Origin of the sequence: Methylobacterium currus, assembly GCF_003058325.1 — a bacterium.
GTDB lineage: Bacteria > Pseudomonadota > Alphaproteobacteria > Rhizobiales > Beijerinckiaceae > Methylobacterium > Methylobacterium currus.
Genome location: NZ_CP028843.1, coordinates 1,027,936 through 1,048,598, shown reverse-complemented (window position 1 = coordinate 1,048,598; position 20,663 = coordinate 1,027,936). Strand labels below are relative to the sequence as shown.

At 72.1% G+C, this 20,663-nt stretch carries 23 protein-coding genes; 10 read left to right on the top strand and 13 right to left on the bottom strand.

The annotated features are described in order from the left end of the window. Positions 1–56 precede the first annotated feature (56 nt). The 3 genes from DA075_RS04775 to DA075_RS04765 all read right to left on the bottom strand — a co-directional run bounded on the left by DA075_RS04775 (position 57) and on the right by DA075_RS04765 (position 4,662). Entirely contained in the window at positions 57–1,217 is a 1,161-nt protein-coding gene (locus DA075_RS04775; RefSeq protein ID WP_099952244.1) for a GGDEF domain-containing protein, read from the bottom strand. 143 nt (positions 1,218–1,360) lie between these two features. Beyond that, positions 1,361–3,073 (bottom strand): heparinase II/III family protein, encoded by a 1,713-nt coding sequence (locus tag DA075_RS04770; RefSeq protein ID WP_099952243.1) that lies wholly within the window; start codon positions 3,071–3,073, stop codon positions 1,361–1,363. A gap of 224 nt (positions 3,074–3,297) precedes the next feature. Then, on the bottom strand, positions 3,298–4,662 hold the full coding sequence (locus tag DA075_RS04765) for an RsmB/NOP family class I SAM-dependent RNA methyltransferase (RefSeq protein WP_099952242.1): 1,365 nt from the start codon (positions 4,660–4,662) through the stop codon (positions 3,298–3,300). 185 nt (positions 4,663–4,847) lie between these two features. Here DA075_RS04765 and DA075_RS04760 point away from each other — a divergent pair, with 185 nt between their 5' ends. From DA075_RS04760 to DA075_RS04750, 3 genes are all read left to right on the top strand, one after another. Beyond that, positions 4,848–5,060, top strand: a complete 213-nt coding sequence (locus DA075_RS04760) for a DUF1674 domain-containing protein (RefSeq protein WP_099952241.1) — start codon at positions 4,848–4,850, stop codon at positions 5,058–5,060. A gap of 11 nt (positions 5,061–5,071) precedes the next feature. Further along, complete coding sequence (locus DA075_RS04755; RefSeq protein ID WP_099952240.1) at positions 5,072–5,446, top strand: PH domain-containing protein; 375 nt, start codon at positions 5,072–5,074, stop codon at positions 5,444–5,446. Positions 5,447–5,576: 130 nt separating this feature from the next. Beyond that, positions 5,577–5,909: a cupin domain-containing protein gene (locus DA075_RS04750; RefSeq protein WP_099952239.1), complete on the top strand. Its 333-nt coding sequence runs from the start codon at positions 5,577–5,579 to the stop codon at positions 5,907–5,909. Positions 5,910–6,014: 105 nt separating this feature from the next. Here the strand turns inward: DA075_RS04750 and DA075_RS04745 are convergent, their stop codons facing one another. The 4 genes from DA075_RS04745 to DA075_RS04735 form a co-directional block, all read right to left on the bottom strand. Further along, positions 6,015–6,521: a L,D-transpeptidase gene (locus DA075_RS04745; protein WP_099952238.1), complete on the bottom strand. Its 507-nt coding sequence runs from the start codon at positions 6,519–6,521 to the stop codon at positions 6,015–6,017. 333 nt (positions 6,522–6,854) lie between these two features. Further along, entirely contained in the window at positions 6,855–7,229 is a 375-nt protein-coding gene (locus DA075_RS04740) for a DUF2794 domain-containing protein (RefSeq protein WP_099952237.1), read from the bottom strand. 399 nt (positions 7,230–7,628) lie between these two features. Beyond that, the gene (locus tag DA075_RS36395; protein WP_164712162.1) at positions 7,629–7,781 is read right to left on the bottom strand and encodes a hypothetical protein; all 153 of its coding nucleotides are present in this window, start codon (positions 7,779–7,781) and stop codon (positions 7,629–7,631) included. A 91-nt stretch (positions 7,782–7,872) separates the two neighbouring features. After that, positions 7,873–8,118, bottom strand: coding sequence for a hypothetical protein (locus tag DA075_RS04735; RefSeq protein ID WP_099952236.1), 246 nt, complete (start codon positions 8,116–8,118; stop codon positions 7,873–7,875). A 261-nt stretch (positions 8,119–8,379) separates the two neighbouring features. Between DA075_RS04735 and DA075_RS04730 the strand changes: the two genes are divergently transcribed. The 3 genes from DA075_RS04730 to DA075_RS04720 all read left to right on the top strand — a co-directional run bounded on the left by DA075_RS04730 (position 8,380) and on the right by DA075_RS04720 (position 11,589). Further along, entirely contained in the window at positions 8,380–8,976 is a 597-nt protein-coding gene (locus DA075_RS04730; RefSeq protein ID WP_099952235.1) for a ribonuclease HII, read from the top strand. Positions 8,977–9,118: 142 nt separating this feature from the next. Continuing rightward, positions 9,119–10,717, top strand: coding sequence for an acyl-CoA synthetase (locus tag DA075_RS04725; protein ID WP_099956406.1), 1,599 nt, complete (start codon positions 9,119–9,121; stop codon positions 10,715–10,717). Next, the gene (locus tag DA075_RS04720) at positions 10,714–11,589 is read left to right on the top strand and encodes a PCC domain-containing protein (protein WP_099952234.1); all 876 of its coding nucleotides are present in this window, start codon (positions 10,714–10,716) and stop codon (positions 11,587–11,589) included. The genes DA075_RS04725 and DA075_RS04720 overlap by 4 nt, the downstream gene beginning before the upstream one ends. On the opposite strand, the gene DA075_RS04715 is transcribed toward DA075_RS04720, so the two are convergent. Together DA075_RS04715 and DA075_RS04710 are read right to left on the bottom strand one after the other, a co-directional pair. Further along, the gene (locus DA075_RS04715; protein ID WP_099952233.1) at positions 11,558–12,130 is read right to left on the bottom strand and encodes a GNAT family N-acetyltransferase; all 573 of its coding nucleotides are present in this window, start codon (positions 12,128–12,130) and stop codon (positions 11,558–11,560) included. The two genes, DA075_RS04720 and DA075_RS04715, sit on opposite strands and share 32 nt — an antisense overlap. Before the next feature lie 111 nt (positions 12,131–12,241). Further along, a complete protein-coding gene (locus DA075_RS04710; protein ID WP_099952232.1) occupies positions 12,242–13,354 on the bottom strand; it encodes a PA0069 family radical SAM protein in 1,113 nt (370 codons plus the stop codon). A gap of 108 nt (positions 13,355–13,462) precedes the next feature. On the opposite strand from DA075_RS04710, the gene DA075_RS04705 reads away from it, so the two are divergent. Next, positions 13,463–13,978 (top strand): hypothetical protein, encoded by a 516-nt coding sequence (locus tag DA075_RS04705; protein ID WP_099952231.1) that lies wholly within the window; start codon positions 13,463–13,465, stop codon positions 13,976–13,978. On the opposite strand, the gene moaB is transcribed toward DA075_RS04705, so the two are convergent. The 3 genes from moaB to DA075_RS04690 all read right to left on the bottom strand — a co-directional run bounded on the left by moaB (position 13,944) and on the right by DA075_RS04690 (position 16,487). Beyond that, a complete protein-coding gene (moaB, locus tag DA075_RS04700) occupies positions 13,944–14,522 on the bottom strand; it encodes a molybdenum cofactor biosynthesis protein B (RefSeq protein WP_099952230.1) in 579 nt (192 codons plus the stop codon). The genes DA075_RS04705 and moaB overlap by 35 nt on opposite strands. Next, positions 14,522–15,433 carry a KPN_02809 family neutral zinc metallopeptidase gene (ypfJ, locus tag DA075_RS04695; RefSeq protein ID WP_099952229.1) on the bottom strand — a complete coding sequence of 304 codons (912 nt, stop codon included), beginning with the start codon at positions 15,431–15,433 and terminating at the stop codon, positions 14,522–14,524. Before ypfJ ends, moaB begins: the two co-directional genes overlap by 1 nt. Positions 15,434–15,539: 106 nt before the next feature. Next, the gene (locus DA075_RS04690; RefSeq protein ID WP_099952228.1) at positions 15,540–16,487 is read right to left on the bottom strand and encodes a uracil-DNA glycosylase; all 948 of its coding nucleotides are present in this window, start codon (positions 16,485–16,487) and stop codon (positions 15,540–15,542) included. A gap of 194 nt (positions 16,488–16,681) precedes the next feature. Here DA075_RS04690 and DA075_RS04685 point away from each other — a divergent pair, with 194 nt between their 5' ends. Next, entirely contained in the window at positions 16,682–18,346 is a 1,665-nt protein-coding gene (locus DA075_RS04685; protein WP_099952227.1) for an electron transfer flavoprotein-ubiquinone oxidoreductase, read from the top strand. A 425-nt stretch (positions 18,347–18,771) separates the two neighbouring features. Here DA075_RS04685 and phnF read toward each other — a convergent pair whose 3' ends face one another. Continuing rightward, the gene (gene phnF, locus DA075_RS04680; protein WP_099952226.1) at positions 18,772–19,521 is read right to left on the bottom strand and encodes a phosphonate metabolism transcriptional regulator PhnF; all 750 of its coding nucleotides are present in this window, start codon (positions 19,519–19,521) and stop codon (positions 18,772–18,774) included. Positions 19,522–19,602: 81 nt separating this feature from the next. On the opposite strand from phnF, the gene phnG reads away from it, so the two are divergent. After that, complete coding sequence (phnG, locus tag DA075_RS04675; RefSeq protein WP_099952225.1) at positions 19,603–20,076, top strand: phosphonate C-P lyase system protein PhnG; 474 nt, start codon at positions 19,603–19,605, stop codon at positions 20,074–20,076. Further along, positions 20,076–20,663: a phosphonate C-P lyase system protein PhnH gene (phnH, locus tag DA075_RS04670; RefSeq protein ID WP_099952224.1), complete on the top strand. Its 588-nt coding sequence runs from the start codon at positions 20,076–20,078 to the stop codon at positions 20,661–20,663. The genes phnG and phnH overlap by 1 nt, the downstream gene beginning before the upstream one ends.

Sequence of the window (20,663 nt, the reverse complement as noted above, 5' to 3'; positions counted from 1 at the left end):
GCGACAAGCCGGATGGGCGCCGGGTGGCACTGCGTCGGGAGAGACCCGGTCTCCTCTCACGCCACTTGCCGCAGGTCCGGCCCGGCCAGCACCACCCGGTCCCGCCCCTGCGCCTTGGCTTGGTAGAGCGCCCGGTCGGCGAGGCCGAGCAGGGTGTCGAAGTCCCCCGCTCCCATCTTGCCCGTGCTTCTGGCGACGCCGATGCTCACCGTGACCGCGAGGCCCGGAACCAGGTCGGGGCGCATCGTCGCCACGGCGAGGCGCACGGTCTCGGCCGTGGCCGCCGCCTCGGCGACGCTGGCGCCGGGCAGCAGGCAGGCGAATTCCTCGCCGCCGAGGCGCCCGAACGCGGCCCCGTCGGGCAGGACCTGGCGGGCGGCGGCGCAGAAGCCGATCAGCACCGCGTCGCCGACGGCGTGGCCGTAGGTATCGTTGACCCGCTTGAAATGGTCGAGATCGAACAGCAGCAGGGCGGTCGGCCCGGCCGCGCGCAGCCGGCGGGCCGCGTCCGCCAGCGCTCGGCGGTTGGCGATTCCGGTGAGCGGGTCGGTCTCGGCGACGCGGCGCTGCTCGGCCTCGAGGCGCTCCTTGGCCATCGCCATGAACAGCACCGAGACCGCCACCGTGTAGAGCAGCGCGACGAAGGACAGGGCCGCCACCCAGAAGGTCTGGTCCGGGGTTCCGGTCGGCGGCGCCGGCAGGACCAGGGTGGCGGGAATCCGCGCCCAGATCAGCAGCGCCTCGCTGGCGAGCAGGATCGCCGCCGGCGCCCGGGACGGCAGCCGCTCGCCGCGATGGTGCCAGAGGGTGCGGGCGGCGAGCGCGCAAGCCAGGCCCGCGACGGCCGAGGAGAGGATCACCCGGGCGCCGAGCGAGGCGTAGAACGGCGGTACCAGGCAGGCGGCGAGCCAGACGATCGGGCCGGCGGCGATCCAGGGGAACGGGACGCGCCGTCCCTCGAACGAGCGGGCGCCGCCCCAGATCAGCCCGAAGGCCCCGAGCATCACCGCATTGGCGAGGCCGATCGACAGCCAGTCCGGGATGACGTCGCGCAGGCCGAACAGCGTGACCGCGGCGGCGCCGACGATCTGGGCGGCGCCGAGGAAGCCCAGCGCCCGGGTCTGCCGGGCCTGGCTCCAGGACAGGAGGTACAGCGCCCCCATCACGACCATCACGAAGACGGTCACGGTCACCAGGGTCGGCGCGTCCAGCTTCATTCCGTGGAATTCCCCGCCCGAGGCCGACTCGGCACGGTTATGTAACATGGACGCCTGCCCAAAGAATGTTCATTCAGGGCCGCAAAACCCTCAAATGAGTGAGGGCCGAGAAAAATATCGATCGCAAGCGCGAACAGATGGGCTCAATCCGCCAGGCGGCGGAAGCGCCAGGCCACCCGGGTCCCGTCGGCGACGGTGAGGTGGAGAACGATCTGCTCGGTGCGGCGGGCGCCGTTGAGAGCGGCGAAGAACACGCTCTCCTCGATCACCGGATCGAGCTCGTCGGCCTCGAACAGCCAGGGCGCGCCCGCCCCGGCGAGCCGCACCCCGCGCCCGACCCGGCTCGCCCGCACGGTCGGGTGGAGATGGAAGCGGATCGCCGCCTCGACCGGACCGCTCCGTCCCGCCCCGTCGCGCACGAAGCCGTCATGCCCCTCCAGCAGGGCGCCGTCCGGATGCAGGCGCCAGCGCCGCTCGTGGAGCAGGCCGAATGTCGGGGCGTAGCCGTCGTGCCGGCCGGCGAGCAGGCCGGCGCCCGCAGGGTCGGTGCCGCGCTCGACCGTGACGTCGGAGGGGCCGCGCACGACGATCGGCCCCATCCGGCGCTTCAGCCACGCGGCGAGCGGATGGATCAGGCCCGGCTGCGACAGGGCGAGGAAGCGGCAGGAGGAGGAATCGGCGAGGCACGCGGTGGAATGGGCGGCGGTGGTGCGGGCGAGCGCGCGCATCTCCTCGCCGGTCGCCGGCATGCCGCAATTCACCACCAGCCGCTGCGGCCCGCAGGACAGCTCGAAGGAGAGGCAGCCGGCCCCGGCCACGGCGGAATAGGCCGGCGGGGGAGCCGCGCCGATGTCGGCCACCACCAGGGTGCCGCCCCCGCCCTCGAGGCGGGCGTAGCCGGAATGGGGCGCGTGCATCAGCGGCTTGGCGAGCGCCCCGTCATAGACCAGCAGGGTGGCGAGCTGGTCGGCGGCGGTCGCCCCCATGCCGTTGTGGTGGCCCAGCGAGGCGTCGCCGTGGCGCAGGAGCCGCAGGAGCGGCAGCATCCGATCGATGGCGTTGAGCAGGGCCTCCGGCGGGGCGATGTCGCGGCTCAGGAAGCTCTGGCGCAGGGGCAGGAGGTCGAGGAGCAGGTCCTTGGCGAAGCCCGGGTCGCGGCTGCGATGGCCGCCATCGGGCAGGATCTGGCGGGTCAGCTCGCGGTGGAGGAGCCGCGTGCCCCGGCGCAGGACCGGCTCGAACCCCTCGCAGCACAGGCCCGCATAGGCGAGCGCCACCGCGGCGACGAGCCGGTCGCGGGGCATGATGCCGCGGCGCAGGGCCTGGTCGAGGCTGCGGGTGCAGCGCCCGATCAGCTTCAGGAAGGCCTGGTAGAAGGCGTGGTCCGCCCCCTCCAGCACCAGGGGCGACTGGCACAGGAGCGAGATCAGCCGCCGGGCGACCACCGTCGGCCGGTGGGCCAGGGCCTGGTCGCCGCGGCCCGCCATGACGTCCTGCACGAAGGCGCGGGCGTTGGCGCGCGACAGCGCGCTCTCGGCGGCGCGCAGGTGGCGCAGCCAGCCAAAGCCGTAGAGTTCCTCGCCCCATTGGGGCGAGGGCGGCGCGAAATCGAACGGCGAGCGCCCGCCGGTGGCGAGCGCCCGCCCGGCGAACACGAACAGCCCGGCATAGATGTCGGCCGCGATGGTCGCGTCGCTGGTGCGCAGGTCCTGCGGCGCGATCACGAGGCCGGTCGGTCGCAGGCGGGCCAGCGCCGAGGGGCGCGAGGTCGCGCGCACGGCGGCAGCCCGCAGGACGCGTCCCGCCTCGTGCCCGACGAGGCGGTAGAATCGCCAGCGGTCAGGCCCCCAACCCACGCCACCTCCTGCCCCGCAGGTTCCGCACGAGCGGCCGCCGGTCCTGCGACGAAACCCTGCGACACACCGAAAGCCTGAGCGGACGACGCGCCGGCACGCCGACGCAGGTCTGCTCAAGGGGCCGGCATCGGGCGGCGGCGCCTCTCGTCAAGGAATGGTCAAGGATCATCGCCGGGTCAAACCGTCAGGCCGACCCGTGAACAGATTCTGCGCGCTCCCCGTCCTCACGCTCCCCTGCGCTCCAGCCGCGCCGCGTAGAAGCCGTCGAGCCCGCCGCGGCCTTCGTCCGGCCAGTGCGACGGCAGGGTGCGCAGGTCGCCCGCCGCGGTGACGAGGGCGGGGTCGCCGACCTCCGCGGGAGCGATCGGGAGGCGGGCGAAGTCCGGGTGACGCGTCAGGAAGGCCGCGGTCTGGGCCTCGCCCTCCTCCGGTTCCAGCGAGCAGGTGCAGTAGACGAGGCGCCCGCCCGGGCGGACCAGCCGTGCCGCCTTGTCGAGGAGCCTCGCCTGGAGCGCGGTGAGGCGGGGAAGGTCGCTCTCGCGCTTCGACCAGGCGACGTCCGGGTGGCGCCGCACCGTGCCGGTGGCGCTGCACGGCGCGTCGAGCAGCACCGCGTCGAAGGGCTGGTCCTCCGGCAGCGCCAGCGCGTCGACGGCCCGCACCTCGGCGGACAGGCCGAGACGGGCGAGGTTCGCCTCGAGCCGGCGCAGGCGCGGGGCCGAGCGGTCGACCGCCAGCACCGCGGCGCCCGCGGCGGCGAGCTGAGCGGTCTTGCCCCCGGGCGCCGCGCAGAGATCGGCGACCCGCTCGCCGGGCCGCACCCCGAGGAGATGGGCCGGCAGCGCCGCGGCGGCGTCCTGCACCCACCAGGCACCGTCCTGGAAGCCGGGCAGGTCCGGCACCGGGGTTCTGGCATCGTCGAGGCGCAGGCTCAAACCGCCCGGCAGGCGCCGGCCCTCGAGGCCCTCAGGAATCGGGGCGCCGGGGCGCAAGGTCAGGTCGAGCCCCGCCCCGCCTGCATGGGCGGCCGCGATGGCCCGGGCCGTCTCCTCGCCATAGGCGGCGACCCAGCGCCGCGCGAGCCAGCCCGGCGTGTTGAGGCGCAGGGGCTCGGCATCGCCCTCCTGGCGGATCGCGTCGCGCTCCCGGGCGATCCGGCGCAGGACCGCGTTGGCGAGGCCCGGGAGGTGCTGCAGGCCGGGCTCGGCCTTGGCGAGGCGCACCGCCAGGTCCACGGCGGCATGGTCCTGGACGTTGAGGTAGAGGATCTGCGCCGCCCCGGTGGCGAGCAGGGCGACGAGGCCCGGCTGGTCCTGCGGCAGGCCCTTCGCCAGGCGCTGGTCGAGCGCATGGAGGATCACCCCGAGATGCCGGAACGTCGTGGTGGCGATGGCGCGGGCGAGGCCCGCATCCTGCGGCGGCAGGGCGGCCCGGTGGACTGCCGGCTCCATCGCATCCTCGAGCGTGGTGCCGCGGTTCTTGCCGAGCAGGTCCGCCACGATCCCCCAGGCGAGGCGCCGCGCCGGCAGGCCGGCGACCGCCGGGCCCGCGATCGCCGGGCCTGCGACCTCGTTGTGCTGTTCGTCCATCCTCACCCCACCGCGCCCGTGGCGCGGACTGAAGGCCCCTGCGGACATGATCCGAGACCGGGCCCGACCTTGACGCTGCCGCCCGTGCCCTCCACCTCGGAGGGACCGGCGGCCTTGCGTTCCGGGGTGGCATCCGGCCGCCCGAGATGCAAGCGCCGCGACGTGGAGCGATCGAGAGTCGACCGATGAGCGAGAGCGAGGCCCCTGCAACCAAGTCCGAGCCGAGGACCCTGTCGCCGGCCGCGCAGCGTGCGCTGGCCGAGGCCGAGGCCCGGCGGGCCGAGATCGACGCCCGGGCCGGGGAGATCCGGCGCGAGCGCGAGATCAACGGCCGCGGCGGCCTGGAGCCGGTGCGCTACGACGATTGGGAAGTGAAGGGCCTGGCGACCGACTTCTGAGGGGTGCGGTGATGGGATTGCTCGACGGCCTGCTCGGCCATGGCAGCGACGCGGCGCCGGAGGCGGTGGCCCAGGAACTCGACGGGATGCTGGTCCCGGGCGAGACCGTGCAGGTGGCGTTCCGGGTGATCCGCGACCTGATGGTCTTCACCGACCGTCGGATGATCCTGATCGACAAGCAGGGCGTGACCGGGCGCAAAGTCTCCTACCTCACCGTGCCGTACCGGGCGATCACCTCGTTCGCGATCGAGAATGCGGGCAACTTCGACCTCGATTCGGAGCTGACGATCTGGGTCTCGGGCCGGCCCGACCCGATTTCTCGCACCCTCAAGCGCGGGGCCGACATTCGCGGCATCCAGCGGGCGATCGCCGCGACACTCCGGTAGCCCGGGATCCGGAACGCCCGCCGCCCGCTGCCGTTGGGGTCGCGAAGACGCGACGATGGGGCCGCGAAGTCCCCGATACGGACATGACGTCCCCGACACGGGACATCATGTCCCCGGCAGGAGCAGGATCATGGGCGACACGACGATCAAGACGGTGCCCGGCGGACAGTCGCCGCAGGGACCGCACGGCGAGCGCATCCTCGCCTCCGGCAAGCATGTCGCGATGCGGCTGTGGGCCGACGAGCCGCCGACCCACGACAAGCCGAGCGCCGCCCGCGACTACGAGACCGTCGGCTACGTGATCTCGGGCCGGGCGGAGCTGGTGGTCGAGGGCCAGACCGTGCGCCTGGAGCCGGGCGATTCCTGGCTGGTGCCGGCGGGGGCCCGGCACACCTACCGCATCCTCGAGACCTTCACCGCCGTCGAGGCCACCTCGCCGCCCGCGCAGGTGCACGGGCGCTAGAGCATCGTCCGATCGCGCTGCAATCGGATGATGCTCTAGGTCTTTGATTCTGCCGCATTTTCTGCGACGAACCGGGATCCGCTTCGTCGGAAAATGCTCCAGGGCTCAGCGCGTCACCACCACGGTGGCGCCGACCTGGACGCGGCCGTAGAGATCGGCCACGTCCTGGTTGTACATGCGGATGCAGCCATAGGACGCGAAGGTGCCGATCGATCCCGGCCGGTTGGTGCCGTGGATCGCGTACTCGCCGCGGTCGAGGGTGAGGGCCGCGGCGCCCATCGGGTTGCTCGGCGAGCCGCCGGCAATCACGTCCGGCAGGCGGGGATTGTCCCGCTTCACCTCGTCGGGCGGCGACCAGGCCGGCCGGAGGTATTTTCCGTCGATGCGGGCGTAGCCGGTCCATTGCTTGCCGGCCTTGCCGACCGCCACCGGGTAACGGATCGCCGTCCCGTCCCCGTTGATGAAGTACAGCCGCCGCTCGGCGGTCCGCACCACCACCGTGCCTGCTTCCGCGGCCGCGTCGAAGGCGACCAGCTCCCGCGCCACGGCCGGCCCGGCCGCCATCGTCACCGCGACGATCCCCGCCGCGATCCATCCACTCTGCTTGTGCATCCCTGCGGTCCTCGAGCGTGACCTTATCAGCCCCGTGATAATCCGCCGGGAAACCTGTCGTTCCGGTTGGCAAAGATGCTTGCCGGGGGATGAAGAGGGGGATGCGCGTCGGAAGCGTTAAGGGGCGGTATGCGCCGGCCCCGACCCTCCCCTCCGCGGGGGAGGGTGCCCGACGGAGCCGGGCGGGAGAGGGGCAGAGCGACGCTGATCCGGGAGGCGCCTGTCATCACGCGCGACCTCTCTGGAAGCGTGGTTCCCCTCTCCCGGCTCGCTCCGTTCGCCATCGTCCCCCGCGGAGGGGGGAGGGTTCAGGCCGGCGCACCGGTCAGCGCCTCACACCACCCTGAGCGGCTTCTCCAGCACCCGCAGCACCTGCGCCAGATCGTGCCCGCGCTTCAGGATGCGGCCGGTCTCGGCGATCACCGCATAGGCGCCCTGGCGCCGGGCGAGGCGCGGGTCCTTCTCGATGCGGTAGAGCGGCCGCTCGGAGGTGCGGCGGTGGATGGAGAACACCGCCTTCTCGCGGGTGAAGTCGATCGTGTAGTCCCGCCATTCGCCCTCGGCGACCATCCGGCCGTAGAGGTTCAGGATGATGCGCAGCTCGTCGCGATGGAATGACACCTGCGGTGCGGCGCGCGGGAAAGGTCCCGGGAAAGATACAACCTGGGCGCCGGCGCTCCAGCTTTCGGCCGTCTCTCCTTCGCTCATCGTGTCTCCTGCCTGTCGGGGTGATTCGCGCGGGATAATTCGCACGTCGGGCGCAGCGATGACGAGCCGGCGAACGACCCGCTCCTGACCATGATGGGATGGCACCCACGGCCCCGCAAGGGTTGCGCCGGAGAGACAGGGCGTCAGCAACTCGCCGATGCGAAGCGGAAATACGCGGAAACGGGCGCATACGCCCACAAATCGCCGTAATCGCGCCGCGCGCCGGCCTTGATGCGCGCGTAGGGGTAAGCCGACCTCATGGCCCGGCCCGTCGGCCGCTCCGGTACCCAGCCCCCCAGCCCCCGCGATGCCGGCGGGCCGGGCCTCCTCCGAGGTTTCGAGACCCAAATGACTTCAGGGCCGCCTCCTCGGAGCGCGGTCCTTTTTTGAGCCGGTGTCTCAGGGCTGCATCCACATCTGCGCGGCCAGCGCCCGGGCGCGGGTGACCCGGATGTGGTCGAGGGTCCAGAACCCGATCGACAGGGCTCCGGCGAGCAGCGCGACGGGCAAGGCGAGCGCCAGGACTGGGTTCTGCCGCGGCGGCGTGGTCATGCATCCTCCTTGTCGCGGGGCCCTGCGCCCATTCGGAACGCGCCCGCCGCCCAGAGGTGGCAGCAAGCCGCCCGCCCGCCAAGGGGGAGTGTCACCCTGCGAGCGGCGCGAAGAAGCAGAACACGTAGCCGCCGCGGTGGCACCAGTGGTAGCGCCCATCCTGGCTCGGCCGCACCTTCGCCATCGGCACGAAGATCCCGTGCGTCTGGTAGCCGCCCGGTACCTCGACGGCGTCGGAGATCGGCTCGCAATCCTGGTCCGAGCAGCACTCGAAGGGATACCAGGAATGCGCCGGCTGGACGAGGGAGAGCGCGGCGACGGCGAGGGCGACCTTCATGGGCAGCATACCTCCAGCGGTTGAATCCGGGCCGAGCGAGGCCGGAAGCCGGGAGCGGCATGCCGCGTGCCAAATGCCGTGAGCCCAAGACACGACAGCGCGAGCGCGTGACCGGACCCGTAGGGCCTCAGGCATCCTCCCCGTTCCGGCGCCTCGACGCGCCTTCGTTGCGGCCGATCATCGCGCCGCGGCGCCCGGAAGGGAACGTCATCGGGTGGATTGAGAGGGATTTCGAAACCGCAACGCGCGCACATCTGCGCGATGCGCCCCTTCGATGCCCGCCACGCCGCCCGCTACCCCGTCCTCATCGGCTGCGACGAGGTCGGCCGCGGCGCGCTCTGCGGCCCCGTGATCGTGGCGGCGGTGCATTTCGACCCCGCCGCCCTGCCGGGCGACCTGCTGGAGGCCCTCGACGACAGCAAGCGCCTCGACGCCGCCACCCGCGAGCACCTGGCGCCGCGGATCTCGGCCGCTTGCCGCGTGGCGCTGGCCGGCGCCTCCCGCGACCTGATCGACCGGATCAACGTGCGCGCCGCCACCCTCGACGCCATGCGCCGCGCGGTCCTGCGCCTCGGCATCGACGCGGAGGTGGCGGTGGACGGGCGCGACGTGCCCCCCGGCCTGCCCCTGCCCTGCCGGGCGTTCGTCGGCGGCGACCGGCTGGTGCCGCAGGTCGCCGCCAGCTCGATCGTCGCCAAGGTGGTGCGCGACCGGCTGATGCGGGCGCTGGCCCGGCGCCACCCGGCCTATGCCTGGGAGCGCAATGTCGGCTACGGCACCGCCGTGCACCGGGCCGCGATGGCGAGCCTCGGCCTCACCCGGCATCACCGGCTCAGCTTCAAGTCCCGCAAGGTATGAGCCGGCGCATGCGCCCCCGGCGCTTCCGCTTCCCGCCCGGAGCGTCGTAAGCTCCCGGCGACGCGGACGCGCACGAGCCGAACGGCCGGCGCCGCCAGGGAGGACACAGCGTGACCACGACGACCCCGAGGGCTGCCCGATGATGACCCCGATGTCGCGCCGGGTGATGAACCTCGCCCATTCCCTCACCCAGGCCGCCGCGCGTCACCCGGACCGCCCGGCCATCGTCTGGGGCGAGCGGAGCTGGAGCTGGGGCCAGTTCGACGACCGGGTGTCGGCGCTGGCGGCGGCGCTTAGCCAGCGCGGGATCGCCAAGGGAGACCGGCTGCTGGTCCATGCCCGCAACGGCAACGCCATCCTGGAGATCATGTACGCGGCGTTCCGGCTCGGCGCGGTGTTCGTGCCGACGAACTTCCGGCTGATGCCGGGCGACGTCGCCTATCTGGCGCAGCAATCGGGCGCGACCGCCTTCCTGTGCCACGCCGACTACCCGGACCACGTCGCCGCCGTGCAGGCGGCCTGCCCGGATCTGCGCCACGTCGTCGTCATCGGCGAGGGGCCAGCCGCCGGCGTCGCCTACGAGGACGTGGTGGCGGAGGGCGCGGGCCAATGCGTGGCGAACGCCTCCGTCCAGCACGACGATCCGTGCTGGTTCTTCTACACGTCCGGCACCACCGGCAAGCCGAAGGCCGCGGTGCTGACCCATGGCCAGATGGCCTTCGTGATCACCAACCACCTCTGCGACCTGATGCCGGGCACCAGCCCGGAGACGGACGCTTCCCTGGTGGTGGCGCCGCTCTCGCACGGGGCCGGGGTGCACGCGGTGGCGCAGGTCGCCCGCGCCGTGACCTCCGTGCTGCCGGCCTCCGAGCGCTTCGACGCGGCCGAGGTCTGGGGTCTGGTGGCGCGCCACCGGATCACCAACATGTTCACGGTGCCGACGATCCTGAAGATGATGGTCGAGCATCCGGCGGTCGACGCCCACGACCACTCGTCCCTGCGCTACATCATCTATGCTGGCGCGCCGATGTACCGCGAGGACCAGAAGCGGGCGCTTCGCACCCTCGGCAAGGTGATCGTGCAGTATTTCGGCCTCGGCGAGGTCACCGGCAACATCACGGTGCTGCCGCCGGCCCTGCACGAGGCCGAGGACGGGCCGGGGGTGAAGATCGGCACCTGCGGCTTCGAGCGCACCGGCATGCAGGTGCAGATCCAGGATCCGGAGGGCCGCGAGGTCGCGCCCGGCGAGACCGGCGAGATCTGCGTCTGCGGCCCGGCGGTGTTCGCCGGATACTGGGAGAACCCGAAGGCCAATGCCGAGGCCTTTCGCGACGGCTGGTTCCGCACCGGCGACCTCGGCACCCTCGACGCGGAGCGGTTCCTCTACATCACCGGCCGCGCCTCCGACATGTACATCTCGGGCGGCTCGAACATCTACCCGCGGGAGATCGAGGAGAAGATCCTGGCCCATCCGGCGGTGGCCGAGACCGCGGTGCTCGGCGTGCCCGACCCGACCTGGGGCGAGATCGGCATCGCGGTCTGCGTCGCCCGCGAGGGCATGACACTCTCCGAGGACGACGTGATGGCGTTCCTGTTCGACAAGGTCGCCCGCTACAAGCTGCCGCGCCGGGTCATCCTGCGCGACTCGCTGCCGAAATCCGGCTACGGCAAGATCACCAAGAAGATGGTGCGGGAAGAGTTGGAGGCGGCGGGCCTTCTGGGCGGGAAGGCGCAGGGATGAGCGCGCCCCAGACGCGGACCGAAGCGCCCTTCGCCACCCTCGCCCAGCCGGGCCCCGCCCGGCCGGAGCGCTGGCTTGCCGCCAGCGGCGCCCTCCTCCATCGCGCCTTCGACCTGGCGCCGGGGCGCACGCTCCTCGACGCCGTCGCCGGGCCGCTCACTGAAGCCGGGATGCGGGGCGGCGTGGTGCATCTCTCCGGCGGGACCTTCTCGCCCTTCGCCTACGTGATGCCGGCCCTCTCGTCGGATCCGCGCTTCGCCGCCTATTACAGCGAGACCTTCCGCCCGGCGGGCGAGACCCGGCTGGAACGGGCGAGCGTCACCTTCGGCGAGCGCGACGGCGCGGGCTTCCTGCACGTCCACGGCACCTGGATCGAGCCCGACGGGCAACGCCGCGCCGGTCACCTGCTGCCGGCGGAGGTCGTGATCGCGGAACCGGTCCGGGCAGAGGCCTGGGGCGCGGCGGGCGCGGCTTGGCGGGTCATCCCGGATGCCGAGACCAATTTTTCGCTCTTCACCCCGGTTCCCCTGTCGGCGGGAGAGCCCGGGTGCCTGCTCCTGAAGATCCAGCCGAACGAGGAGATCCACGCCGCGATCGAGGCGGCCGCCCGCGCGCACGGCCTCGCGACGGCGCGGGTGCGCGGCATCGGCAGCATCGTGCAGCCGGCCTTCGCCGACGGGCGGGTGATCCCCACGGATGCCAGCGAGGTGTTGATTCCCGACGGGACCGTGCGCTCCGGGCCTGACGGTGACCTGGTCGCGCATCTCGATATCGCGGTGGTTGACGTGGCGGGCGCCATCCACGAGGGGGTCTTGCTCCGCGGCGCCAACGCCGCCTGCATCACTTTCGAGCTGTGCCTGACGGCGGAGTGAGGGCGTCGCGCGCGACGACGTAGACATGCACCAGCTCCTGGCGATTCCGCGCCGGGGCGTGGATCACCGCCTCGCGCCGGAAGGTCAGGCCGTAGGCCCGCATCACCGCGAAGGAGCCGGCATTCTCCGGTTGCGCGCTGGCCTCGATCCGGTCGACGTCGAGCCACGCGACCGCGACCGGGAGCAGCGCGTTGGCCGCCTCGCGCAGGTAGCCCCGGCGATGATGCGCCTCGCCGAGCCAGTAGCCGAGGGCGGCTTTTCGCGGGTCCTCGCGGGTCCGGTGCAGCATGATCCAGCCGAGGAGTTCGCCGGTGTCGCGGGCGGTCACTGCGAGCGACAGCGCCTGCCCCGACTCCGCCATGGCGCGCGCCGTCGCGATCCGCTCCCGCGCCATCGCGACGGTGAAGGGCAGCGGCCAGGAGGCGAGCCATTGGCTCACCGCCGGGGTCATCATGGCGCTCGTCGCCTCCGCGTCCTCGGGGGCGACGGGGCGTAGGTGCAGGCGGGGCGTGTCGAGGGTGGGCGGAAGCCGGCCGGTCATGGTGGGAAGGTAGCAGGGATTTCCCTAGGGGAAAGACGCATCGGTCCTTCCCGCGGATGGCAAGGTTGCCCGACGAAAAACCCGCGCCTCATCCGGTGATGCGCACCCGCCTCAAAACAAACTGTACTGCCCACCCACCCCCACCGGCACCGCGAACAGATCCGTCCGCAACCGCATCCTCTCCGCCGGATAGCCGAGCCGGCTCATCGCCACGCGCATCCGCTGGTCCAGCAGATCCGCATAAGGCCCCGTCCCGGTGAAGCGCCGCCCATAGGTCGCGTCATAGACCTTGCCGCCGCGGGCCTCGCTCAGCAGCGCGAAGGTCCGACCCGCCCGGTCGGGATAGTGCTCGGAAAACCAGTCGCGCATCAGGTCGGCGAGTTCGTGCGGCAGACGCAGGAGCACACCGCCGGCCTCGCTGGCGCCCGCCTCCCGGGCGCGGGCGAGCACGGCCTCGATCTCGTGGTCGTTGAGGCCCGGGATCAGCGGCGCCACCAGCACCATCACCGGTACCCCAGCCGCGGCCAGGGTCCGGATCGCCGCCAGGCGCTTCTCCGGCCGCGGGGCGCGGGGCTCCATCCGGCGGGCGAGGTCGGGGTCGAGGGTCGTGACCGAGAGCGCGACCTTCACCAGGCCTTGCGCCGCCATCGGCGCCAGGATGTCGAGGTCGCGCAGGACGAGGTCGGACTTGGTGACGAGGCCGACCGGGTGGCGGAAGCGCGCCAGCACCTCGAGGATGCCGCGCGTGAGGCGGTAGCGCCGCTCGATCGGCTGGTACGGGTCGGTGGCGGTGCCGAGCGCGATGGTGCGGGGCGCGTAGCCCCGAGCCGACAGTTCCCGCTCCAGGAGGGCGGCGGCGTCGGGCTTGGCGAAGAGCTTGGTCTCGAAGTCGAGCCCCGGCGACAGGCCCGCATAGGCGTGGTTCGGCCGGGCGAAGCAGTAGACGCAGCCATGCTCGCAGCCGCGATACGGATTGATCGAGCGGTCGAAGCCGATATCGGGCGAGTCGTTGCGGGTGATGATGCTGCGCGCCCGCTCCAGCGTCACCTCGGTGCGCAGCGGCGGCAGCTCCTCCTCGATCTCCCAGCCATCCGCGAAGGCCTCGCGCGCGGCGGCCTCGAACCGGCCGGTCGGGTTGGCGGTGGCGCCGCGCCCGCGGCGGGATTCCGCCACCGGAGTCGACCCGGCGAGGCGCCGCGCCGCCCACCCGCATCCCGATTCCATTCTGGTCTCCCCCGTCGAACGCGGCCGAGATTTGAACAAAACAGGAACAAGCGCAAGTGCCAACGATCAAGGCAGGACGCGCCGCCTCCCATCCGCTATGGCGCGATCATGTTCACGGCAGCCATCCACCTTCCCGGCGCGATCGATCCGGAGCGCATCGACGCCCTCGCCGACACCCTGGCGGCCCTCGTGGCCGGCGTCGCGGCGGGCGTGGTGGGCGATGCGGTGATCGCAGCAGAGCATCCGGACGATCCGGAGGTCGCCACCATGGCGGAGAGCACCGGGGCGGCCCTGGTGGCGCGGGGCAAGAGCCCGTGGGTGGCGGCGGCAGGATTGGCGCGCCGGCCCTGGATGCTGTGCCTGGAGGCCGGGGACGTGCCGGCGGAGGGCTGGATCCGCGTGCTCGACCGGTTCGGCGCCACGACGCAAGCCGACGCGGTCGGCCGGCTGCGCCGCCCGCACGCCGCCCTGTTCGAGCGGATCGCCGGGCGGCGCGAGGCGCTGACAGGCACCCGCCAGGTGCGGGCCGGCGACCTCGTGCGGGTGCAGGCCGTGCGGGCGGGCCTGCCGCTCAAGGCCCGCCTGCCGGTCAGGCCCCTGCGGGGGGCGCTGCTGCGGGGCTGATCGAACCGCGCTTCAGGTGCTCGTCGAGGCGCGGCATGATCTCGACGAAGTTGCACGGCCGGTGCCGGTAATCGAGCTGGGCCGCCAGGATGCCGTCCCAGGCGTCGCGGCAGGCCCCGGGCGAGCCCGGCAGCACGAAGACGTAGGTGGCTTTCACCACTCCGGCGGTGGCCCGCGATTGCAGGGTCGAGGTGCCGATCTTGTCGTAGGAGATGCGGTGGAAGATCGCCGAGAACCCGTCCATCCGCTTCTCGAACAGCGGCTCCAGCGCCTCCGGCGTCACGTCGCGGCCGGTGAAGCCCGTGCCGCCGGTCGTGATGACGACGTCCACGGCCGGATCCGCCGCCCATTCCCGCACCTGAACGCGGATCGCCTCGACGTCATCCGGCACGATCGCCCGGGCGGCGAGGCGGTGGCCCGCTTGTGTCAGGCGCTCGGCGAGCGTGTCGCCCGAGCGGTCGTCGGCGAGCGTGCGGGTATCCGAGACGGTGAGCACCGCGATGCCGAGCGGCACGAAGGCGCGGGCCTGGTCGAGCCCGGCCATCAGAGCTGCGCGGCCCGGAAGGTGTCGCAGGACTGGGTCTGGCCGCTGCGATAGCCGGTCTGGAACCAGCGCATGCGCTGGGCCGAGGAGCCGTGGGTGAAGGAATCCGGCACGACGTAGCCCTGGCTCTGCTTCTGCAGCCGGTCGTCGCCGATGGCGCTTGCCGCCTGCATCGCCTCCTCGATGTCGCCGGGCTCCAGCGCCTTGAAGCGGTCGTCCGAGTTCTTGGCCCAGACGCCGGCGAGGCAATCGGCCATCAGCTCGACGCGGACCGAGAGGGCGTTCGATTCGCGCTCGCCGACCTGCTGCTGCTTGCGCTGCACCTTCGGCAGGATGCCGAGCACGTCCTGGACGTGGTGGCCGACCTCGTGGGCGATGACGTAGGCGTAGGCGAAGTCGCCCTTCACCCGGAACTTCTGCTCCATCTCCTTGAAGAAGGTGGTGTCGAGATAGACCTTCTTGTCGAGCGGGCAGTAGAACGGGCCCATCGCGGCCCGTGCCTGGCCGCAGCCGCTGCGGGTGCCGCCGGTATAGAGCACCATCGTGGTCGGGGTGTATTGCCGCCCGGTCTGGTTCGGCAGCACCTGGTTCCACACGTCCTCGGTGTTGCCGAGGATGGCGGCGGCGAACTTGCCGGTCTGGTCCGAGGGGGCGCCGGTGCGCCGGTCGGGCTGCTGGCCCTGCTGCTGGCCTTGTTCCTGGGGCGCGCGCTGGCGCGTCACGGTCTCGGCGCCGCCGATCAGGATCGCCGGGTTGATGCCGGTGACCCAGCCGATGATGCACAGGATCACGATGGTGCCGATGCCGAGGCCCCCGGCACCGCCTCCGGGGAAGCCGAAGCCTCCGCCGCCGCCGCCTTCGCCGCGACGGTCCTCGACGTTGTCGGAGGTGCGAAAATCTTCCCAGCGCATGGTCAGCTACCCGTTGGCCCCTTGCCTCATGCGGCGACGGCTACGCGGCGCAGGCCTGAGGCTCAAGAGTAATCGACGGGAGCCGGCACGGTTCCGCTTAGGCGGCCTACCGCTCCCCCTCGTCGAGGGCGGCGCGCAACGCGCGGAAGTCGCGCCAGGCGAGGCGCTTCTGCAGCGGCTGGCGCAGCAGGTAGGCCGGGTGGAGGGTGGCGAGCAGCCGGATCTCGCGCTTGCCGGTGCGATAGGGGAACCAGCGGCCGCGGGACTTCAGGATGCCGTCCTTGGTGCCGGCAAGCGCCTGCGTGGCGACGCCGCCGAGGCAGACCAGGAAGTCGGGATCGGCCAGCGCGATCTGTCGCTCGATGAACGGCTTGCAGGTCGCGATCTCCTGCGGGGTCGGGTTGCGGTTGCCCGGCGGGCGCCAGGGGACGACGTTGCCCACATAGGCGTTCGAGCGGTCGAGGCCGATCGCCGCCATCATCCGGTCGAGGAGCTGGCCCGAGCGGCCCATGAACGGCTTGCCCACCCGGTCCTCGTCGGCGCCGGGCGCCTCGCCGACGAACATGACCCGCGCCTGCGGGTTGCCGTCGGCGAAGACGAGGTTCTTGGCGGTGAAGCGAAGCGCGCAGCTCTCGAACCGGGCAAGCAGGCCTTCCAGCTCCTCCAGGCTCGCGGCGGTGGCGGCGAGCTCGCGGGCATCGCCCGCCGCCTCGCCGGGGGCCGCGGCGGCGGAGCGCCCATAGGTGCTGGGCGTCTCCGCCCGAGGGGCTTCTCGTCGCGGGATCTCCTGTCGACCCGAGACCTCCTGTCGAGGCGGGATCTCCTGGCGCGCGGGCACCAGCCGGGCCGGCTCATCGGGCGGCGGCGGTTCCGCCGACGCGGCGCGGCAGGTCGGTGCCTCGGGCTCTGCCGCTTCCCGCGCCGCCCGGCGCGGCGCCTCCGGCTCGGCGAAGCGGTCGTGCGGCGTCTCGTCCAGCACGGCATCGACGCCCGCCGCGACGTGGAAGTCGAGGAAGGAGAGAAGGTCGCGGCTGTCGGAAGCGTCGGGTGTCATAAGTCTGATGTGGCGTGCCGCGCGGCTGTGGACAACAGGCGCGACATGACGCGCACAGGCATTCTCGCGCGTGAGGGCCGGGCGCCGCCGCTTGCGCCCGGGGACACGCCGTCGCACGGTCCGGCCGCCGGAACCGCTTGAGGCGGCCCGAGATCGTTTATATGTGAACTATTGCGACACCAGGGAGGAACGGGATGGAGCTGCCGGAACGCGAGGCGATGGACTTCGACGTGGTGATCGTCGGAGCGGGTCCGGCCGGGCTGGCTGCCGCCATCCAGCTCAAGCAGCTCGCGGCCGAAGCCGGCACCGAGGTGTCGGTGGTGGTGGTCGAGAAGGGCAGCGAGGTCGGCGCCCACATCCTGTCGGGCGCCGTCATCGACCCGAGCGGCCTCGACTCGCTGGTGCCCGACTGGCGCGAGGATCCGGACCGCCCCCTCAAGACCGAGGTGGTGAAGGACGAGTTCATGTTCCTCGGGCCGGCCGGCGGCATCAGCCTGCCGAACATCGCCTTCCCGAAGCTGATGAGCAACCACGGCAACTTCGTCGGCTCGCTCTCCAATGTGACCAAGTATCTCGGCCGCAAGGCGGAGGAGCTGGGCGTCGAGATCTATCCGGGCTTCCCGGCGGCCGAGATCCTGTACGACGAGGCCGGCGCGGTGGTCGGCATCGCCACCGGCGATCTCGGCATCGCCCGCTCGGGCGAGGCACGGGACGACTTCACCCGCGGCATGGAGCTGCGCGCCAAGTACACGGTGTTCGGCGAGGGCGCCCGCGGCTCGCTGACCAAGAAGCTGATCGACCGCTACCGCCTCAACCAGCATTCCGACCACCAGAAGTACGGGCTCGGCGTGAAGGAGCTGTGGCAGGTCAAGCCCGAAAAATTCCGGCCGGGGCTGGTGCAGCACTCGATGGGCTGGCCGCTGCCGAACAAGGCCGGCGGCGGCTCGTGGCTCTACCACTTCGACGACCACCTGGTCTCGGTCGGGTTCGTGACGCACCTGAACTACGAGAACCCGACCCTGTCGCCGTTCGAGGAGTTCCAGCGCTTCAAGACCCACCCGATGATCCGCGACGTGTTCGAGGGCGCCAAGCGCATCGGCTACGGCGCGCGGGCGATCATGGAGGGCGGCTGGCAATCGGTGCCGAAGCTCGTCTTCCCGGGCGGCTGCCTCGTCGGCGATTCCGCCGGCTTCGTCAACGTGCCGCGGATCAAGGGCTCGCACAACGCGGTGCTGTCCGGCATGCAGGCCGCCGGCGCGATCCACGAGGCGCTGGCCGCCGGCCGGGCCCAGGACGAGCTGACCTCCTACGAGGAGGGCTGGCGGTCGAGCCCGATCGGCTACGACCTGAAGCGGGTGCGCAACGTCAAGCCGCTCTGGTCGAAATACGGCACGGTGATCGGCGTGGGACTGGGGGGCCTCGACATGTGGCTCAACGAGCTTGCCGGCCTGTCGCTGTTCGGCACGCTGAGCCACGGCAAGCCGGACTATGCCTGCACCAAGCCGCTCAAGGACGTGACGCCGATCAAGTACCCCAGGCCCGACGGGGTGCTGACCTTCGATCGTCTCTCGTCGGTCTACCTCTCGAACACCAACCACGAGGAAGATCAGCCGGTCCACCTCCAGGTCAAGGATATGGGCCTGCAGAAATCCTCCGAGCACGATGTGTTCGGCGGGCCTTCCGGCCGCTACTGCCCGGCAGGCGTCTACGAGTGGATCGAGGAGGGCGGTGCGCCGCGCTACCAGATCAACGCGCAGAACTGCGTCCACTGCAAGACCTGCGACATCAAGGACCCGAACCAGAACATCAACTGGGTCACGCCGGAAGGTCCCGGCGGTCCGAACTACATCAATATGTGAGAAGGCGCGCGGGCTCGGATCGCGGGCCCGCGCGTTCCTTCGACACTCTGCCTGACCGGACGACGTCCGCGCGGTCGGGCAGGATCGCGCTGAACGGTTCGACCTCGCGGAAGCAGGTCCGCTGAAGCAGCGCCCGATCACGGTGCCTGACGGTACGCGACCGTAACGTGAAGGCCGCAAGCATTGGCTGTCCCACCCGCACCCTCATCCCGAGGTGCCGGCGATCTTCAATCGACTGACACCTCAGGATGAGGGCGTGGATGGGGTGGGCTGGCAACCGCCACGTCGGACAATGCTTGCGCCCGGCCGGCGTCCGGACTGCGCGACGCGGCAGCCCCCTTCTCCATCACGGGCGCACCGGCGCAATCGGCCGGGTCTCGCCCAAGACGAACGATCCGGGGACGCGGCAGCGCGAGCCGCCGGCCCTACCCCTCCACCACCAGCTCCACCCGGTCCGCCGCGAACAGGCTGCGCGTCGCCTGGATCGGCACGCCTGCCGCGTCGACATTGACGCTGGTGAGCACGATCAGGACCCGGCCGGGCGCCAGATCGAGGCGGGCGGCCTCGTCGGCGGCGGCGGGGCGGGCGCCGATGCGCGTCGAGAGACGGGTGTAATCGGCGATGCCGAACTCCGCATAGGCCCGGGTGAGCGAGCCGAGCGCCGCGTAGGCGCGGTCGAACCCATCGAAGCGCGGCAGCGGCAGGCAGGTGCGGGCGGTCGAGAGCGGCGTGTCGTCGGCGCGGTGGATCGTCTGCAACTCGAGCATGGCTGAGCCGGGAGCGATCGCCAAGGCCTCGGCAGTCGCCGCATCCGCCGGCACGGCGGCGGCCCCGAGCAGGTCGCCCCAGGCCTCGCGACCCGCCTTGCTGACGATCTCCGAGAAGCGGGTGCGCCGGCCGATCGGATAGGCGAGCCGCGGCGTCTCCACGAAGGTGCCGCGCCCTTGCGTCGCCCGCACCAGCCCGCGCTCGGCCAAGGCTGCCAGCGCCCGGCGCACGGTGTGGCGGTTGACCCCGAACCGGGCCGCCAGGGCCGCCTCCGTCGGCAGCTGGCTGCCCGCGGCGAGGCGACCGGCCTCGATGTCGGCGGAGAGGCCGTCCGCGATCTGGCGCCACGCCGCCAGACCCTCGCCCCGCGCCAGGACCGTCACCGTGCCGTCGCTGCCCGCGCCCATACCGTCATCCAAACTTCATTTGCCCGAGGTTCGTTGGTTGTCTATACCACTAGACAACACGGAGGCCAGCAGGCAATCCCGATGCCGGACCATACCCCACCCTTGAGCGAATCGCCCGATCCCGCCGCCCGCCGCGCCGTGATGGCGCTCTGCGGCGAGGCCCGCGCGGAGGAGCTGCGCGACGCCCTGGCGGCGCTCGGTGCCGTCGACGAGCCCGAGGACCTGCGCCCGCCGGAGACCGGCCTGGTGATGACCCGCGGCCGCATCGGCGGCGACGGACAGCCATTCAACCTCGGCGAGGCGACGGTGACCCGGGCGGCGGTGCGCTTGAGCGGCGGCGAGACCGGCTTTGCCTATCATCTCGGCCGCGACCGGGCGAAGGCGCGGCTCGCCGCGACCCTCGACGCCCTGTGGCAGCGGCCGGAACGGCGCGAGGCGGTCGAGGCCGTACTCGCCCCCGTCGCAATCCGCCGCAGGCATGAGCGCGCGGCCGAGGCCCGCCGGATCGCGGCGACGCGGGTGAACTTCTTCACCATGGCCCGGGGAGAAGACTGATGCTCGCTCGCGGCTTTGCCGATCCCGTCCACGACGCCCAGGGCGTCTTCCGCGCCGTGATGGATGCGCTGGCGCGTCCCGGCACGATCCAGCCTCTCGCGACGGACCTGGATCCCCCGGCGCCGCTCGACCCCGAACTCGCCGCGGTCGCGCTGGCGCTGGCCGACGGCGACGCGCCGCTCTGGCTCGATGCGGCCCTCGCGCGGAGCCCGGCCGTGGCGGGTTTTCTCCGCTTCCACACCGGCGCGCGCATCACCGAAAATCCGGCGGAAGCGGCCTTCGCGCTGGTCTCAGACCCCGCCGCCTGCCCGGAATTCGGCATGTTCGCGCAAGGAACGCCGGCCTATCCGGACCGTTCGGCGACCCTGGTGCTGGCGGTCTCCGACCTCTCGGACCGCGCGGGCTGGCGCCTCGACGGACCGGGCATCCGGGGCAGCGCCCGCCTCGCCGCCGCGCCGCTGCCGGCGGACATGCTCGACCGGCTCGCCCGCAACCATGCGGGCTTCCCGCAGGGGATCGATCTGATCCTCGCAGCAGCCGGCCGCCTCGCGGCCCTGCCGCGCTCCACCCGCGTCACCGGAGGCTAG